Annotated in this window: 11 protein-coding genes and 7 pseudogenes; 6 read left to right on the top strand and 12 right to left on the bottom strand. The window is 53.8% G+C overall.

Annotation, left to right across the window (positions count from 1 at the left end):
- The 3 genes from B4967_RS01620 to B4967_RS18585 all read right to left on the bottom strand — a co-directional run.
- On the bottom strand, window positions 1-933 hold a 933-nt coding region (locus tag B4967_RS01620), incomplete at its 3' end, for a flagellar brake protein (RefSeq protein ID WP_139794384.1).
- Window positions 934-1,291: 358 nt separating this feature from the next.
- On the bottom strand, window positions 1,292-2,425 hold the full coding sequence (locus B4967_RS18590; RefSeq protein WP_243470269.1) for a putative bifunctional diguanylate cyclase/phosphodiesterase: 1,134 nt from the start codon (window positions 2,423-2,425) through the stop codon (window positions 1,292-1,294).
- The gene (locus B4967_RS18585) at window positions 2,413-4,008 is read right to left on the bottom strand and encodes a GAF domain-containing protein (RefSeq protein WP_243470268.1); all 1,596 of its coding nucleotides are present in this window, start codon (window positions 4,006-4,008) and stop codon (window positions 2,413-2,415) included. Before B4967_RS18585 ends, B4967_RS18590 begins: the two co-directional genes overlap by 13 nt.
- 498 nt (window positions 4,009-4,506) lie before the next feature.
- Here B4967_RS18585 and B4967_RS01610 point away from each other — a divergent pair, with 498 nt between their 5' ends.
- The 4 genes and pseudogenes from B4967_RS01610 (at window position 4,507) to zigA (ending at window position 7,390) form a co-directional block, all read left to right on the top strand.
- On the top strand, window positions 4,507-4,869 hold the full coding sequence (locus B4967_RS01610; protein ID WP_243470267.1) for a helix-turn-helix domain-containing protein: 363 nt from the start codon (window positions 4,507-4,509) through the stop codon (window positions 4,867-4,869).
- 185 nt (window positions 4,870-5,054) lie between these two features.
- Window positions 5,055-5,669, top strand: coding sequence for a class I SAM-dependent methyltransferase (locus B4967_RS01605; RefSeq protein ID WP_083023182.1), 615 nt, complete (start codon window positions 5,055-5,057; stop codon window positions 5,667-5,669).
- 117 nt (window positions 5,670-5,786) lie between these two features.
- Window positions 5,787-6,062: a TIGR03643 family protein gene (locus B4967_RS01600; RefSeq protein ID WP_083023180.1), complete on the top strand. Its 276-nt coding sequence runs from the start codon at window positions 5,787-5,789 to the stop codon at window positions 6,060-6,062.
- 100 nt (window positions 6,063-6,162) lie between these two features.
- A pseudogene (gene zigA, locus B4967_RS01595) lies at window positions 6,163-7,390 on the top strand (zinc metallochaperone GTPase ZigA).
- A gap of 10 nt (window positions 7,391-7,400) precedes the next feature.
- Here the strand turns inward: zigA and B4967_RS01590 are convergent.
- From B4967_RS01590 to B4967_RS01565, 6 genes and pseudogenes are all read right to left on the bottom strand, one after another.
- Window positions 7,401-9,133, bottom strand: a pseudogene (locus B4967_RS01590) (SulP family inorganic anion transporter).
- 68 nt (window positions 9,134-9,201) lie between these two features.
- Complete coding sequence (locus tag B4967_RS01585) at window positions 9,202-9,630, bottom strand: protein tyrosine phosphatase family protein (protein ID WP_083023178.1); 429 nt, start codon at window positions 9,628-9,630, stop codon at window positions 9,202-9,204.
- A gap of 29 nt (window positions 9,631-9,659) precedes the next feature.
- Window positions 9,660-10,568 (bottom strand): MBL fold metallo-hydrolase, encoded by a 909-nt coding sequence (locus B4967_RS01580; RefSeq protein ID WP_083023177.1) that lies wholly within the window; start codon window positions 10,566-10,568, stop codon window positions 9,660-9,662.
- A 167-nt stretch (window positions 10,569-10,735) separates the two neighbouring features.
- On the bottom strand, window positions 10,736-10,951 hold the full coding sequence (locus B4967_RS01575) for a DUF1653 domain-containing protein (protein WP_083023175.1): 216 nt from the start codon (window positions 10,949-10,951) through the stop codon (window positions 10,736-10,738).
- Window positions 10,948-11,795, bottom strand: a pseudogene (tcdA, locus tag B4967_RS01570) (tRNA cyclic N6-threonylcarbamoyladenosine(37) synthase TcdA). The gene B4967_RS01575 and the pseudogene tcdA overlap by 4 nt, the downstream one beginning before the upstream one ends.
- A gap of 8 nt (window positions 11,796-11,803) precedes the next feature.
- A pseudogene (locus B4967_RS01565) lies at window positions 11,804-12,575 on the bottom strand (pseudouridine synthase).
- Window positions 12,576-12,809: 234 nt separating this feature from the next.
- Between B4967_RS01565 and sodC the strand changes: the two are divergent.
- Both sodC and B4967_RS01555 read left to right on the top strand, forming a co-directional pair.
- Window positions 12,810-13,342 (top strand): annotated as a pseudogene (gene sodC / locus B4967_RS01560) (superoxide dismutase [Cu-Zn] SodC).
- A gap of 200 nt (window positions 13,343-13,542) precedes the next feature.
- A pseudogene (locus tag B4967_RS01555) lies at window positions 13,543-15,013 on the top strand (carbon starvation CstA family protein).
- A 113-nt stretch (window positions 15,014-15,126) separates the two neighbouring features.
- On the opposite strand, the gene bfr reads toward B4967_RS01555, so the two are convergent.
- The 3 genes and pseudogenes from bfr to B4967_RS01540 all read right to left on the bottom strand — a co-directional run bounded on the left by bfr (window position 15,127) and on the right by B4967_RS01540 (window position 16,582).
- Window positions 15,127-15,612 (bottom strand): bacterioferritin, encoded by a 486-nt coding sequence (gene bfr / locus B4967_RS01550; protein WP_083023174.1) that lies wholly within the window; start codon window positions 15,610-15,612, stop codon window positions 15,127-15,129.
- Window positions 15,613-15,811: 199 nt separating this feature from the next.
- Window positions 15,812-16,018, bottom strand: a complete 207-nt coding sequence (locus tag B4967_RS01545) for a bacterioferritin-associated ferredoxin (RefSeq protein WP_083023172.1) — start codon at window positions 16,016-16,018, stop codon at window positions 15,812-15,814.
- A 158-nt stretch (window positions 16,019-16,176) separates the two neighbouring features.
- A pseudogene (locus B4967_RS01540) lies at window positions 16,177-16,582 on the bottom strand (RDD family protein).
- Window positions 16,583-16,594 lie beyond the last annotated feature (12 nt).

Raw genomic sequence — 16,594 nt, 5'->3', positions numbered from 1 at the left:
CGGCGCCGGCTTCACGGATTCAGGATACATCAAAGCATATTGCAGTTGGTGTGCTAACTCTAGAATACCGCGCTGCATAGGAGATTGCCGCTGGCGATTTTTTTGATCTTTCTCTTCCCGCTGTAGCATTTTTTTCTCTCTTGCACCAGGCACGAAAAGTGGAGAGTGGTCAGTGAAACGGCCATTAGCGCCCGACCGAAAGGCGGCTTCCCTTTCTACTTCATTAACAAAATAGTAGAGCTCTTCGGCTTGATGCGGTTCGATATTAGAAAACTCTATTCCTAATGCAGCATATCCATGATTACCAAAGGGTCGCATATGCCGCACAATTCCTTCCGTAAAAAAACTCGCACCGCTAGGAAACTCAATAGTCACTCCTGGCACTTGCTGTCCTACTATCAACGGAACAGCATCTTCAATAGCTACATCTACTAAACAGCCACCGACGGAAAGATTCCTCAAATTGCCAGCAACCACTAAGCCACTAGCAAACACTTCAACACTTACTCTAGCTCGCATCCCTAATATAAAAGGTATGCGTACAGCACCTCGCTGTTCCATCAAAAATACAGAGTTAGGTAACTGGCATTCTAAGCGATAAGTGCCACTATCCACTTTAAGCACCTTAGCAGCGACATTGCTGATACTGTAGATATCGCGCGCTAACGCTGAGTTTTTTATTGTTCCATCAAGCGGATGCAAACCTTCAATGTCAAAATTTATCAGTCCATTATTTAAATAATTATCGATACTTTGCCCATAGTACTCTAAATTTAGTGTCAGCAAGCCACTCTCGACATCAAGATCGACTACTTCAGCTTGTAATGCATAAGGCATATCTTTTGCATAAATACAAAGCACATACTGGCTTTTCAAGAACGATTGTACAACTTGTGCCGAAGGATTGCGCAGGGGAGCAGAAGAATTAGGCATAAAAACACCTTTTTTTAAGTATTTTTTTGAGGTCAGAGCGCAGAGGAGGCTGCCTCTATAGTTTAATACTTAGCTAGCTATAAATCCTAGCTCTCCTTCAACTTTCCCAAGGAAAATTTTAAAAGCTATAAGGTTTTAAACATATTGATAACCATTATCTAAAAACCGCCATAAAAATAACAATAGGTTACAATTATTTATGACAGATATAAGACTGCGTAAATAGAGTACACACAAGGAATCGCAAAAATTGAACTAATGCTGCTACATTAGCCAGCGCTGAGCAAACTGCTCGGCGGTAAGTGGCCGGTCATAATAGTAGCCTTGTGCTTGGGTGCAGCCCATAGCTAATAATGCTTCACTTTGCGCCTTGCACCTCGATACCTTCGGCAATGGTTTGTAAGCCCAATGTATTCGCCATGGCAATAATGGTGGCTACGATTGTGCGATCATTGTCGCTGGTCAGCATGTCGCGAATAAACGAAATGTCAATTTTAATTTTGTCTGCCGAAAAGCGCTTCAGATAGGCAAGCGATGAGTAGCCAGTGCCAAAATCATCTATCGATAGCCCCATGCCGTGGCTTCTCAATATCTCTGTCGTCGCAATGGCATCCTCTGGATGAGTCATGATGCCACTTTCGGTAATTTCGACACTAAGAGCTTCAGGCGCCACGCCATTTAGCCGACAGCTAGTTAGCAGCGTTGAGACTAAATCATTATCGTCGAACTGGTCAGCGGCAATATTAATCGCCAGCTGCCCTTTCAGCACAAGCCCTTGGCATTGCCAATCCCCTAGCTGCCGGCATGCCTCATCAATCACGCAAGTGCCTAACGCCACTATCATCCCGCGCTCTTCGGCAAGCGGGATAAACTGTCCCGGAGACACCTCTCCCAGCTCCTCATCCCACCAGCGGCATAGGGCTTCGGCACCAATCAGCTCACCTGTGCGCATATCTACTTGGGGTTGAAAGTGCAGGTAAAGCGATCGATTCGCTAACGCAATCGCCAGTCGCTTGGCGATATGCAGCTGCTCGGCTACCGCCTGCCCCATCCAAGGCTCAAAAGTGCGCGTTACTAACTTATGCCGTTTCGCTTGGTACATGGCAATATCGGCGTGTTTTAATAGCGCATGAACTGTCAGTCCATGCGCTGGATAGAGTGACACACCAACGCTGACAGACAGCTCTGCGGAGTGCTGCTCTATAACAATTGGTTTATTTAAACTCGTCCATAGCCGCTCAGCCGTGAGTGATGCGCTGCCTTCATCGCGTGTTTCCTGGCATACCACCACGAACTCATCCCCACCGAGGCGTGCGAGATAGTCGCTTCGGGGTAGTGCATCGCGGAAGCGCCTAGCCACCTCTTTTAATACTAGGTCGCCTATATCATGTCCTGCAGTGTCATTAATCTCTTTAAAATGATTAAGATCCAATAGCAGTAATGCAAATGGTATGGCAGCCACGTCTGTCACGCGCTCTTCTAAGTGCTGCATAAAATCGGCGCGATTGGGCAGCTGCGTGCCCGCATCACAAAACGCTTAGCTGACGAATGCGGTGCTTCATCTTTTTGGCGCCCAAGTTCCCCAGCCGCACGCGCCGCAAAAATCTGCAGGACTGTGCGTACAATTTGCGTGTCAAATAGAGGCGTTTTAAACATAACGCCAATAATTCCAATAGGATTACCCTTGGCATCGTCCAAGCGACGGCCAACATAAGTGTTCACCCAATCCAGCGCGTCATCGCTTTCTACGGGCAAGCGAAGACCAGCACCTTCATGTACAACGCATTCACGTTTTGTAAGTACATCTTGGCAGGGAACGCCTGCCAGATGATAGCTAAAGGTAGGCTTACGCTGACCATTGACAAAAATGGACAGCACGTTAGCGATATTGGGATTGTGCTCATCCAAAGTAGCGATAAACCCTACTTCAGCCGCCAGAGCATTAGCCATATGATCGGTTAGCTGAGTTAAAAACGCTTGTCCGTGCTGAGCAGAAACCGCCGTTGCCACTTGAGTTACTGCATGTTGGATACGATGCTCTGCCCTTCGATGGCGTAAACTGTCAATACCAAAAGCCACATCGTCAGCTAGCTCGCTGAGCAAGCGTACCTCTCTTGAGGTAATGGCTAGATCATCTGCCTGATAAAAGCTGAATACTCCAAGCGACTGGCCGCGATAGATAAGGGGCAGAACAATTAGCCCATTGACGCCTAAGGCAGACAGTGTGTCATCAATACCTGGTGACCCTGTGCTGCTTTGTCGAGTAAAAATAACGGGCGTTTGACGCTCTAATGCTTGACTCACCATCTCACGGCTGTAGCCTGCGATGAGCAGTTGCTTGGGGCTTAGCCAGCCGAGAGCATCACCTTCAACATCGACACACGCCTGAACCGCTCCAACGCTCTCTTTTTCAACATAAGGCTCTATTTGGCTAACCCACGCAGCAGTATAGCCTCCTACTTCTACCGCCACTCGGCAGGCAGCATGGAGCAGCGCTGTTTCATCACTCGCATGAAGACGCGCATCATTCCCTCGACTGAGCAGCCTCAAGGCGCGTTGCTTATTCGCAATTCGCTCATTCGCCTGCTCTCCAATCAATTGGCGTGATAGTTCCAGGCCAGCAAGTGAAGCAACAATCTGCATGACTTCATTTGCATACCTTGGCAGCGCTAAGGGCCGGGAGTGCATTAATACGATGATTCCTTGGCAGTTGCCTAAAGCATCCGTCATAGGAACCCCCAAATACCCCTCAACCGACAACCTTGCCAAGCGCACATCCCCAGGAAAATGGGTACGTACTTTTTCAAGGATATGAAAACAGGAGGATTGCTCAACCTGCTCACAGGGGGTGTTTTTCAATATATAAGGAGACGCATCAATGAATTCACCCTGTGACCACATAGCAAGCGGCGTTGCCAAGCGCCGATCAGCATCAATGCTTGCCACCAGCGCATGATCGACTTTGAGTAAAACGGCCAGTGACTGGGCTAAATGGTGGAAAAAACCACCCTTATTGATACTTGATAAACCACTTGCAAGTTGTCGGAAAATTTCTGGTGCCATCGTGGGAGACATGATAATAAGCGCCTTCGGTTTTGATGAGTGAGCCACGCTGGCAAGCCAAACGCTTTCAAAGCCGAATTGACCGCTATGTGATCATCCTTGAGCCATGCAGCGATTGTCGTTAGCACGACAAAGCAAAACGTCTTGCATCAACCCTCCCTGCTCTTGCTTCTATAACTTTGCATTAGCCATCACTCCGACGGACGTTCTTCAGCGCCCGGATTAATGGTTCTAACCACAACGCGTTAATTATTGAGCCACAGTCGCCGCGATATAACTTTATCAACAGATAAAATTCACTATCTAAACCTTTACGGAACTGCCAACAAATTTATTTTAAATGATTGATTTAATTATATTTAGCTATGCTTTTTTGTTCATCCAGCCAGCCAAGGACAAAAAAACAGCACAGGGATCACATCCTCAACCTTTCAGGGCGATATTCAACCTAAATAGTCCTTCATGTCAATAGGTCGTTACCCAACCATTCAGGTCTACATGGAGGATAGTGTGAATAAAATTGAACAGGAACGGCTAGCCAGTAACATCGGCCGGGCTATCGCCAAACAGCGAATACGCAGCCAATTGACCCAGGAAGAAGTCGCTGAACGATTAGGGGTTGGCAATGAAGCCGTTTCAAGAATTGAACGCGGTCGGGTCATCCCTAACACCATACGCTTATTTGAATTAGCCGAGATATTCAATTGCGATGCAGGGGAGTTATTAGGTCAAGCAAGCGTTCATGTGGACGATCAAACTAAAAGAATAAAAATGCTATTAGCGCCTTTAACGTACCAAGATCGGCAACTAATTCTTGATATCCTTGAAAGCTTAGCGACGCGTTTCCATCAAAATTCCTCGGCAGAGGAGTAGCTCGTCGGGTGCCTTTCTCTTCTATTTGCCGCACGTTTCTCCTCTACAGCAAAGCCCCTATCACCACCACCCTAACCACAGCTGTGCCGCCACTTGTAGTATCTTGGTGGTTCTTGGCGGTTCATTCTATAGTTACATACCATTACGCCACTATTGCTTTATCACTCCCGCTATCGTGAGGGCCTATGCTAAACACTACCACCTGGAATCGCCTTCGCTATAGTGTCTATGCCCCTCTGTATGATGTCGTGGTATCGCGAGCCCTGCGCAAGCCACGCCGTGTGGCACTTGGCCAAGTAGACTGGGAACCCGGCATGCGAGTTTTATTGGTAGGTGCTGGCACAGGCTTAGATCTACACTTTCTACCTCATGAGCTGGAGATACATCTTACTGATCTAACCCCTGCCATGGTCAAACGTGCCCGCGCACGGGCCGAGCGCTATCAACGCGATGTCTCCTGCCGAGTCATGGATGCCACCACGTTAGAGTATCCAGATGAACACTTTGATGTCGTCGTCATGCACCTTATTTTGGCGGTGATGCCAAACCCTGAGCTGGGGCTCGCTGAGGCCTATCGCGTTCTCAAACCCGGTGGGCAGCTATGCGTCATGGATAAATTTCAGCCAGACGCTCAAGCTGCTGGCCTGAGCCGCCGAACCTTAAATGTGCTGACCTCATTTCTCGCCACCGATATTACTCGCCAAGCAACACCACTATTACAACAGGCGGGCTTCCGCATTCGCCACGATGAACCTGTACTCATGAATGGGCTATTTCGTGCACTGCTGGCGGCTAAGTAGCGACGTCTCATTGCAGATAGTGCCACACACCCTCCACAGCTATCTCTGCTATGTATGATAGTGGTAGAGTTATATAGGCGACACTTCTCTATACTCACTAACTGTCCAGGTGCCTCTATGCCCAAAGCTGCTATAAAACGCTTTCGCCACCTGTGTGATGATGAACAGTCACGGGTCATCGAAATGGCCTGGGAAGATCGAACGCCGTTTGACGCCATCGAAAGGCAGTTTGGTCTAGGTGAACCAGAGATCATAGACATCATGCGCTATCAGCTTAAACCAGGGTCATTTCGCTTGTGGCGACAGCGAGTGACAGGCCGCACCACCAAACATAGAGCGCTTCGCTCGCCTGATATCATACGCGGCTACTGTCCTACCCAATACAAACGCTGAGCACACACCTGATCACTCTCTATCCCGGCAGAGACATATTTTCACCGCCCCTTTATTGTTATATTATCACATAACATTCTTGCCTAAAGGTGCCATGATTATGTCTGCGTTCCCTCCCTTACCCGTGACCGTGCTTTCCGGCTTTTTAGGTGCCGGTAAAACCACCGTGCTCAATCATATCCTGGCGAACCGTGAAGGCCGCCGGGTGGCGGTGATCGTTAACGATATGAGCGAAGTGAACATTGACAGTGCGTTAGTACGAGGCGGTCCTGGCGAGTCGATGCTGGACAGCGATATAGCCCTCAACCGCAGTGAGGAACGCCTCATCGAGATGAGCAATGGCTGCATTTGCTGCACGCTACGTGAAGATCTCCTGATTGAGGTCGGCCAGCTCGCTCGTGAGGGCAAGTTTGATTATCTCGTGATTGAGTCTACTGGTGTATCCGAACCACTTCCCGTGGCCGAAACCTTCACCTTTGAAGATGAAAGCGGCCAGAGCCTTTCCCAAGTCGCCCGGCTAGACACCCTAGTGACGGTGGTAGATGGCGCTAACTTCCTCACACAATACCAGGAAGCGAAAAGCCTTGAAGAAGTAGGAGAAAGCCTGAGCGAAGAGGATGAGCGCAATGTTGCTGACTTATTGGTCGACCAAATTGAGTTTTGTGATGTCCTGCTAATTAGCAAGACCGATTTGATCACTGAAAAAGAGCTGGACGCCCCCTCAAAGCGATTCTACGTTCGCTCAACCCCGAGGCAGAGCTAGTACCCATTCGCCAAGGCGGCGTACCGTTGGAGAAAGTGCTGGATACCGGAAAATTCAACTTTGAACGCGCTCAGCAAGCGCCTGGCTGGCTCAAAGAGCTACGTGGCGAACACATACCCGAAACCGAAGAGTACGGCATTGGCAGCTTCGCCTACCACGCTCGCCGCCCCTTTCACCCTCAAAAGTTTCACGACCTGTTAAACGCCGAATGGTTTGGCAGAGGCCTGCTGCGCTCGAAAGGCTTCTTCTGGCTGGCGACTCGCCCTCGCTATGCGGGCCAGTGGAGCCAGGCAGGTGGCATTGCCCATCACGGCCCGGCGGGCGTGTTCTGGAAAGCCATTCCTGAAGCCGACTGGCCAGAGGACCCAGAGTATCGCAATTCATTATGGAGAAGTGGCAGGAGCCGTTTGGCGATATGCGCCAAGAACTGGTGTTTATCGGCCAGAACCTAGATGAGACCAAAATGCGTGAAGCGCTGGACGACTGTTTACTCAGCGAGGCCGAACTATTAGAAGGGATGGAGACATGGCAGCAGTTGCCCGATCCATTCCCGGCCTGGGAGTAAAAGCACCACTTCACACCGACACCACCTCAGCACTGGCCGGATGCGCCAACGCCTGCCAGGCGTCGTAGGTGGTAAAGAACACTTGGCCGGTGAGCTCGTGGTAAAACGCCGTGTGCTTTAGGCGATCCATCACCGGCCCTTTCACCTCGGCCAAGTGGAGCATGGCACCGGCGTCTTTCAGCCGACCGTTGATCGCCTCCAGGCTCTCCAGGGCCGAAGCATCGATGACATTCACTGCCTGACAGGTGAGCACAATGTGCTTGATCGACGGCGAGCGGGCGGCCAGCGCCATGACGGTATCTTCGAGATAGCGGGCGTTGGCAAAATAGAGGCTTTCATCGATGCGCAGCATGGCCACATGCTCGTCGGTTTCGACCTGATGGCGCTTCACATTACGAAAATGCTCGGTGCCCGGCACCCGCCCTACCACCGCACTATGGGGCTGGCTGGTGCGGTAAAGGTGTAGCCCCAGCGAGAGCACCACCCCGCTGATAATGCCCACTTCCACGCTGTGCAGAAGGGTCAGCAGCAAAGTAGCGACCATCGCCACCCCGTCGCTGCGGGAGTATTGCCAGGTCCGCTTTACCGCAGTCAAATCAATCAACGTCCCCACTGCCACGATAATCGTGGCGGCCAGCGTGGCAGTGGGTAAAAAGGCAAGTAAGTCAGGAGTAGCAGCGTGGCCAACACAATCCCAAGCGCTGTAAAAGCTCCCGCCAGCGGCGTTGCTGCCCCGGCTTCAAAATTGACCACCGAGCGCGAAAAACCGCCCGACACCGGCGAGCCACCGCTAACGCCAGCGCCAAGATTCGCCATGCCGAGCGCAATCAGCTCTTGGTTGGGGTCGATACGCTGACGACGCTTGGCGGCCAGGGTCTGCGCCACGGACACCGACTCCACAAACCCCACCAAGCTAATCAGCAGCGCCGCCGGCAACAGGCCGAGCCAGAGCGATTGATCCAGGCTCGGCAGCGTAATGGCAGGCAAGCCACTGGGCACAAAGCCCACCACATCGACCCCGCGTTGCTCCAGTTGGAAGCCCCAGGCCAGCAGCGTGGTCACCACCACGGCCGAAATAGGCGCGGCTTTGACGATTAACCCTGCCCAACTGGCAGGCATTCCCAGCTTGGTCAGCCAGCCATTCAGGCGCTTGCGACACAACCATAGATACACCCACACGCCAAGGCCAATCAGTAGCGTTATCACATTCACCTCCTGCCACTGGCCCAATAGCGCTTGCAGCAGGTCCACCACGTTATGACCAGAAGCCTCGACACCAAAAATGTGCTTCAACTGGCTAATCGCGATCAAAATCCCCGAGGCGGTCACAAACCCGGAGATCACCGGATGGCTGAGAAAGTTGACTAAAAAGCCCAGCCGAAGCACGCCCATCACGATGAGAATGAGCCCTGAGAGCGCGGCCAGCACCAGTGCCGCACCGATATATTCCGGGCTGCCCGGCGCGGCAAAACTGCTCAGCGCCGAGGCCGTCATGAGTGCTGCCACAGCCACCGGCCCTACTGCCAAACTCGCGCTGGTGCCAAAGATGGCGTACAGCACCAGCGGCAGCATGCTGGCGTAAAGCCCCATTTCCGGCGGCAACCCTGCCAGCATGGCGTAGGCCAGCGCTTGCGGCACCAGCATCAGCGTGACGATCACCGCGGCAAGTACATCCCGCGTGAGCAAGCCCCGATGATAGGTTCGCAGCCAGCCGATTAGCGGCACCCAGCGCTCAATGATCATGATGCAGCCTCTTACTAGGTATCTGCTGATACGGGCCTTCGTATTAGGATTTCACGCGTCTTCGATTTTTATTGGGCGCTCCGTTCAAGACCTTGGCGCTGATCCTCCAAGTCCACCCCTGCCGCATGGGCCGCTGAAAACAGTTCCGCCAAATCGCACTGCTCGTGCTGACGCTTGGCGTAGGCCCACAGGTGCGTGGCCCGCTTACCTGAGCGGCAAAATGCCACTAGCGGGCGCGGCAGCTGTTGAAGCGCTTCAGCAAAGGCGCGGATGTCAGCTTCGCTGTACTCGCCTGGTTTCACGGGGATATGCACCCAGTCAAGGCCAAGCTGCTCAGCTTTTTCGCAGTAGCGCGCCTCGTCGGGAAAGTCCTCGCTCTCACCCTCGATGCGGTTACACACCACCGCGTTGAAACCACGGGTTTTTACCTCCTCCAACTCATCCACCGCCAGCGCTGAGGTGATCTCAACGCCTGGCTCTAATGGCTTCGTTTGCATGACCACACCTCCTATTGGTTTGGATAACATCAATCCCAGGCCGCACCTTCCAGGGCATCCAGGGGGATTTTTAGATAGCGCTTGCCGTTGGCTTCTGGTTCCGGCAAGCGACCACCGCGAGTATTCACCTGCAGCGCGTGCAAAATCAGCTTGGGCATGGGCAGCTCGCTATCCCGCTTGCGGCGCAGTGCGATGTACTCCTCCTCGCTTTTGTCTACCAAGTGCGGGTTGTTGGCTCGCTGCTCATCGACGCTGCTCTCCCACTGCGGTTCACGGTCGTCGGGCATATAGTCGTGGCCGGTGAACAGCCGCGTATTGCCCGGCAGCGTGAGAATCTGCTGAATGGAGTCCCACAAGGATTTGGCGCTACCACCCGGAAAATCGGCGCGCGCCGTCCCAAAATCAGGCTGAAACAGAGTGTCATGCACAAAGGCAGCATCACCGATGACGTAGGTGATGGAGGCCAGCGTATGACCAGGCGAGTGCAGCACGCGGGCGCTGAGTTCTCCAATGGCAAACGTATCGCCCTCGACAAACATCGTGTCCCACTGGCGGCCATCAGTGGGCATCTCCGGCCAGTGGTAGATCTCCTTCCACAGGGCCTGCACTTGCGTGACGTACTGGCCAATCGCCGTTGGCGCGCCGGTTTTCTGTTTTAGGTACTGGGCTGCTGAAAAGTGGTCTGCGTGCGGGTGCGTATCCAGAATCCACGCCACTGTCAGTCCCTCTTCCTTGATATATTTCAGCAACGCATCAGCGCAGAAAGTCGCCGTTGCGCCGGATTTCTCGTCGAAATCCAGCACCGGGTCAATAATCGCGCACTGCTGGGTAGCGGGGTCGCTGACGATGTATTGAACGCTAAAGGTGCGCGGATCAAAAAAGCCCGCCACGTCGGGTGACCCCGCACCGGTGCTTTGAGATAGGGCGAAGGTCTTCATGCTTATCTCCTAGATACGTGAGTATGTCTGCTTGACGCCTATGCGCCAATTATTGTTATAAAGATAGCTAATTATGGAATATAAGCAATTACAACTACAAAAATGCCGCCTCCCTGACAACAGGGGGCGGCAATCCATAAGAGTACTAGTGGCGCAATCGATACGGGCTAAAACGCCTTCTCCAACGCAAAGCGCGGCTGGGTGATCCCCTCTTTCGTCACGCTCTCCGTGAACATCGCTAGCGGGCGCACCCAGAGGCCGTAGTCGCCGTAGAGCGCGCGGTAGACCACCAGCGGCTCTTCGCTTTCGCTGTGCTGGGCGGTGCCCACCACTTCGTACAGGCTGTTGTAGTGGCGGTAAATACCGGGAACGGGAGTGGTCATTCGTTTTCCTCTTGAATGGCTTGAGTGGCGGCGGGCTGATTCGCTTTCTTGGCGAGGCGCTCCAGCACTTTGGAGGCGGCAACAAAGCCAAAAGTGCCGGTGAGAAACGTCGCCGCGCCAAAGCCAGAGGCGCAGTCCAGCCGTGTAGCCTCGTTGCTGCCGGGCTTTTGCAGGCACACTTCGCCGTCGGCACTGGGGTAGACCAGCTGCTCATCGGAGTAGACACACTCCACCGAGAAGCGCCGCTTGGGGTGGCGGGAGAAGCCGTAATCTCGGCGCAGCCGCGAGCGCACTTTGGAGAGCAGCGGGTCGTGCTCGGTGCGGGTCAAATCCGCCACTTGAATACGCGTGGGGTCGGTTTGCCCACCCGCCGCGCCGGTGACGGTAATCGGGATTTTGCGCCGCTTGCACCAAGCGATCAGCGCCGCTTTGGCAATCACGCTGTCGATGGCATCCACCACATGGTCGGCATCCTCAGGAATGCGCTCGGCCAAGTTGGTGGGCGTGACGAAGGCGGTATCCGCGATGATCTCGATCTCGGGGGCAATCAGGCGGCAGCGCTCGGCCAGCACGTCTACTTTTGCTGGCCAATCGTGCCATCCAGCGCATGGAGCTGGCGGTTAACGTTGGAGACACACACATCGTCCAGATCGATCAGCGTGAGTTTGCCGATGCCCGAGCGGGCGACCGCCTCGACCGTCCAGCTACCCACACCGCCGACCCCGACCACCACCACATGGGCACGGCGAAATGCCTGCGCCGCACGCTGGCCGTAAAGGCGCCGAATACCGCCAAAGCGGAAGTCATAATCGCTAGAGGAAGTCGTGGATTCATTCAATAACATGGGCTGGCTCACAGTGCTTGCAGGGCAGAAGGCGTGGCAATGGGCGGCGTTCGCACGCTATCTAGAGGTAAATGCCCCTGCCAGCCAAACTGCTCGAACAGATTTTTCATCGTCTCATCCACGGCGCAGCTGAGCTGAATGCGTTTATCCAGCAGCGGGTGATCAAACGCTAAATAGGTCGCGGCGAGCAGCAGCCGCGGGGCGGCCAGCTGCTCGGCAAAAAAGCGGTTGCGGACACCTTTGCCGTGCTTGGCGTCGCCAATGATCGGGTAGCCACGGCGGGATAAGTGGCGGCGAATTTGGTGGCGTCGCCCGGTCAGCGGCGTGCTTTCACCAGGGATAGCGCGCCCCCGGGTAGCGGTCTACCTGCACCGGCAGCTCTACGCTATCCAAGCGGCGAATATCGGTCATCGCGGGCATGGCAGGCATTTCCGCCTTGGGGCGCGTGCCGTCCTCCTCCCGTAACGGGTAATCCAACCGCTCCTGCTCCGGCGCTTTGCCGCGCACCACCGCCAGGTAGCGCTTCTCTACCTGGCGTTCGCTAAACCCCTCGCCCAGCAGGGCGGCGGCCTCGGAGGAGAGGCCAAACACCATCACGCCGGAGGTGGGCCGGTCCAGCCGGTGCACCGGGTAGACCCGCTTGCCGAGCTGGTCGCGCAGGCGCTGAAGCAGGAATATGGTTTCCCCACGCGCCAGCGCTGAGCGGTGCACTAACAGGCCGGACGGCTTATGCACTGCTACAAGATGCTCATCCTGATAAAGGATGTTAAGTGGCTGCATGGAACTCCTCGATACATAGGCAGAGCATTTGGACATGAAACAGGGGCGTAAAACAGGCGCATAAAACAGAGATGTGGAATAGCGGGCTATTGTCGCGGCTTGGCACGCCGATGTCATCCGTTGCCAGCACGCTAGGCGGGATTTCGTCGCCATTGGCAGAGGGACGGTAGGCCAACTACTGTTACAGAGTGCCCTTTGTGAGGGCTTCCACGGATAAGGAAAGGAGCAATTATTATGCGCTATTCACTACCCCGTACCTGTATCGCGGCGGGTGTGCTGCTGGCCACCACGGTACAGGCCCTTAACCGCTTAATGTTGAAATGCATAAGGTCAGCACAGACGGTGTGGAGGAGTCTATCGGCACGGTGGCCGTTGAGCATACCGAGCATGGCGTGCTGTTCCACCCCTTCGTTAACCGGCCTGGAACCAGGCGTTTACGGCTTTCACGTCCATCAAAATGCCAGCTGTGAGCCCGCCGAGAACGACAGCGGCGAAATGACCGCCGCGCTTTCCGCTGGCGGACACTACGATCCTGACGAGACCGGCACCCACCGGGGCCTTACGGTGAAGGCCACTTGGGCGACCTACCGGTGCTGACCGTGAATGAGGATGGCGAAGCCAACCTGCCGGTACTAGCCCCACGCTTGAGCATGGAAAACATGCCGGGCCGCAGCCTAATGATTCACGCCGGTGGCGACACCTACGCTGATGAACCCCACCTGGGCGGTGGCGGCGCCCGCATGGCTTGCGGCGTTATCTCTTCTTAACCCTCAATTTGATGGCATTTTCACTTCGGGCAGCCAAACGGTTGCCCGTTTTTCTTTGTTAATCAGCCACTAAAGTCGTAGACCACTAAAGTCGTAAAGCACTAACCGGTACGTCTCTGTACATTCACCCCGGCTAAATAAGCGCGGCTTGCTGCATGGCTGTCCGCTTGACACCCTCCCTGACCAGTTGAGTGCTTTACATGATTACGTTCATTCTCTCGATAGTGTTATTAGTCGTGGGTTACTTTACCTACGGCAAGTTTGTCGAGCGCGTGTTTGTCGCTGACCGTAAGCGTCCAACCACCGGCGTTCAGTATGCGCGACGACATCGACTATGTGCCGAGGAATACCACGCGCAACTCGCTTATCCAGTTGCTTAACATTGCCGGTGTAGGCCCAATTTTCGGCCCTATCCTGGGTGCTCTCTATGGTCCGGTGGCGTTTGTGTGGATCGTGATTGGCTGTATTTTTGCAGGCGCGGTTCACGACTACCTAACCGGCATGATCTCCATCCGTAACCACGGCGCTCACCTGCCCCAGTTGGCGGGCATATTCCTGGCCAAAACGATGAAGCACGTGGTGCATGGCTTTGCGATTTTGCTGCTGCTATTGGTCGGCACCGTGTTCGTGACCTCTCCGGCGGCCCTGCTCGCTAACATGACATCGCTGTCGCTGACGCTTATCATCCTGGCGATTTTTGCCTACTACCTGATTGCCACGCTGCTGCCGATTGATAAAGTGATTGGGCGTATTTACCCCTACTTCGGCGCGCTGTTGCTGTTCAGCGCCGCTGGCATCGGCATTGGTTTGGTGGTAACCGGCGCGCCTATCCCGGAGCTCTCGTTCCAGAACATGCACCCGGATAACGCACCGATCTTCCCGCTGCTGTTCCTGACCATCTCCTGCGGTGCGCTGTCCGGCTTCCACGCCACACAGACGCCAATCATTTCGCGCACTACTGAAAACGAAACCAACGGCCGCAAGATTTTCTACGGCATGATGATCGCCGAAGGCGTGATTGCCATGATTTGGGCAGCGGCGGCCATGAGCCTGTTCCAAGGTGAACAGTCGCTTTCCGATGTATTGGCAGCAGGCGGCCCTGCCGCTGTTGTGAGCGAAGTCTCTACCACCATGCTGGGCGCCGTTGGTGGCACCCTGGCCGTGCTGGGTGTCATTGTGCTGCCGATCACCTCCGGCGATACCGCCTTCCGCAGCGCTCGGATGATTATTGCCGACTATTTGAAAGTAGAGCAGAAGCCTATCGTTAAGCGCATCCTGATTGCGCTGCCGCTGTTTGTGGCGTCTTACGCGCTCACCCATATGGACTTCACGCTGCTATGGCGCTACTTCTCCTGGGCCACCCAAACCACCGCCGTGATTGCGCTCTGGACCGGCACGATGTATCTGGTGCTATCGCGTAAGCCCTACCTGATCACCTCGATTCCTGCGGTGTTTATGACCAGGGCAACCTTCACCTACCTCGCTTACGCGCCGATTGGCTTTAACCTGCCGCTACAAACCAGCTATATCGTGGCGGCACTCGGCACGCTGATCTGTATTGCGCTGTTTATGAAGCGCGTACGCCGCCTCAGCCGCGCCACCTTTAGCGTGGATGAGCCGGTGCCTGGTGCGCTGGATCAAGACGCTACGCTGGCCACTAGCAATCGGTAAATATCAGGTCAACACTTTGCATTGAAACGCAAAACGGGCAGCACCAAGGGGCTGCCCGTTTTGTATTAGCTAGCGCTCGGCGCTTAATCGCCTACTGCCAAGCGGACGAAGTCTTATTCTTCGTCAGTGGCCAGTGCCATATGTTTTTGCAGATAGTTCTGGATACCCACTTGCTCGATCAGTTTTAGCTGCGTTTCGATATGATCGATGTGGCCCTCTTCATCGGCCAGCAGGTCACGCAGCAGATCGCGCGTCACGTAATCTTTCACGCTTTCGCAGTAGGTAATGGCTTCGATGTAGTCGTTACGGCCGTCATGCTCAATTTTTAGGTCGCTCTCCAACATCTCTTTAACGTTTTCACCGATGTGCAGCTTGCCGAGATCCTGAAGGTTAGGAATACCTTCCAAGAACAGGATGCGCTCAATCAGCTTATCAGCGTGCTGCATCTCTTCGATGGACTCATCGTACTCCCACTTGGCCAGCACTTTCAGGCCCCAGTCTTTGTACATCTTGGCATGCAGGAAGTACTGGTTGATAGCGACTAGCTCATTGCCCAGTGCGATATTGAGATGCTGAATAACCTTCGGATCACCTTTCATGCCATCACCTTTTTTAGCGTACAAGTCTTATCGGACAGTACTTAAGCGTACTGTTTTTCAAAAGTACCATTACATTAACTAAGGAGTATAGGCCATTAAAAGGCGTACTAACAACGATGCTGGGAGTATAGACAGGAAAGAAAAAATTTCAAATAAATCAATTATTTGCTAACGATAAGCCTAACAAGAGTGATTCGCGTCATACGGCGTAAGCATGACTCATATCAGACTCTAAGCGGGCAGCTTGAACGGCCTCACGGGTGAGCGACTTGGCAAAGCAGGCGCACTTGCCGCACTGAGTCCCGCAGCCAGTGGCTTCGCGTACTTCTCGCCAGCTGCGCGCTCCGTCGCTAACCTGTTGGCGAATCTGGTGGTCGGTTACTCCCTTGCACACACATACGTACATGGCAACACCTCATAAAAATCATGAGGTGAATGTAAATGATTCGCATACATCTTTTCAAGTAGAAAACGTTGTTCTTTAGTATCGATTCGCCTTAAGGCAACTAAAGTTTTCGCTAACCTACTGGCTGAACAAATATTTTCTCTCCAGCTGCTGAAAAATTATTTTTTCGGCAGCACCACGGTTTCAGTCTTGGAGGCGATGTCTGGCCAGCTTCTACGCTGCCCATCAAACAGCACCCACCAGTAGCCAATGCCTAAGGCGGCAAGAGAGAGCCATGCCGTCGCGCAGCAAATCAGGCTCTGCTTTAAGGTAATCGCGTGGCCATCCAGGGTTTGCACGCGCAGCCGCCAGGACTGCATGCCTAGCGTCATCCCTACTCGCCGCCAGGAGTAAACAAAAAACAGCGTCACAAAAAACCAGCAGCATCAGCCGCAGGCTCCAAATATCCACTGCGGTGGTACCAATTTCCTCTGCCGTTTGGCCCAGCACAAAGCGAAAAAACACCAAATGTACCACGGTAACGGCGATCCAAATGGCCGTGACTAAAAAGCCGTCGTAGAGCATCGCGCCTAAGCG

It is taken from the genome of Vreelandella lionensis (assembly GCF_002087295.1).
Taxonomy (GTDB): domain Bacteria; phylum Pseudomonadota; class Gammaproteobacteria; order Pseudomonadales; family Halomonadaceae; genus Vreelandella; species Vreelandella lionensis.
The sequence above is the reverse complement of the archived record's forward strand: the minus strand, read 5'-3'. Positions and strand labels throughout refer to the sequence as shown.

Excerpts from the sequence above, each read along its gene's own strand:
- B4967_RS18590 (WP_243470269.1), bottom strand. The coding sequence starts at position 2,425 with ATGCAGCACTTAGAAGAGCGCGTGACAGACGTGGCTGCCATACCATTT.
- B4967_RS18585 (WP_243470268.1), bottom strand. The coding sequence starts at position 4,008 with ATGTCTCCCACGATGGCACCAGAAATTTTCCGACAACTTGCAAGTGGT.
- B4967_RS01605 (WP_083023182.1), top strand. The coding sequence starts at position 5,055 with ATGCTAAACACTACCACCTGGAATCGCCTTCGCTATAGTGTCTATGCC.
- B4967_RS01600 (WP_083023180.1), top strand. The coding sequence starts at position 5,787 with ATGCCCAAAGCTGCTATAAAACGCTTTCGCCACCTGTGTGATGATGAA.
- B4967_RS01585 (WP_083023178.1), bottom strand. The coding sequence starts at position 9,630 with ATGCAAACGAAGCCATTAGAGCCAGGCGTTGAGATCACCTCAGCGCTG.
- B4967_RS01580 (WP_083023177.1), bottom strand. The coding sequence starts at position 10,568 with ATGAAGACCTTCGCCCTATCTCAAAGCACCGGTGCGGGGTCACCCGAC.
- B4967_RS01575 (WP_083023175.1), bottom strand. The coding sequence starts at position 10,951 with ATGACCACTCCCGTTCCCGGTATTTACCGCCACTACAACAGCCTGTAC.
- bfr (WP_083023174.1), bottom strand. The coding sequence starts at position 15,612 with ATGAAAGGTGATCCGAAGGTTATTCAGCATCTCAATATCGCACTGGGC.
- B4967_RS01545 (WP_083023172.1), bottom strand. The coding sequence starts at position 16,018 with ATGTACGTATGTGTGTGCAAGGGAGTAACCGACCACCAGATTCGCCAA.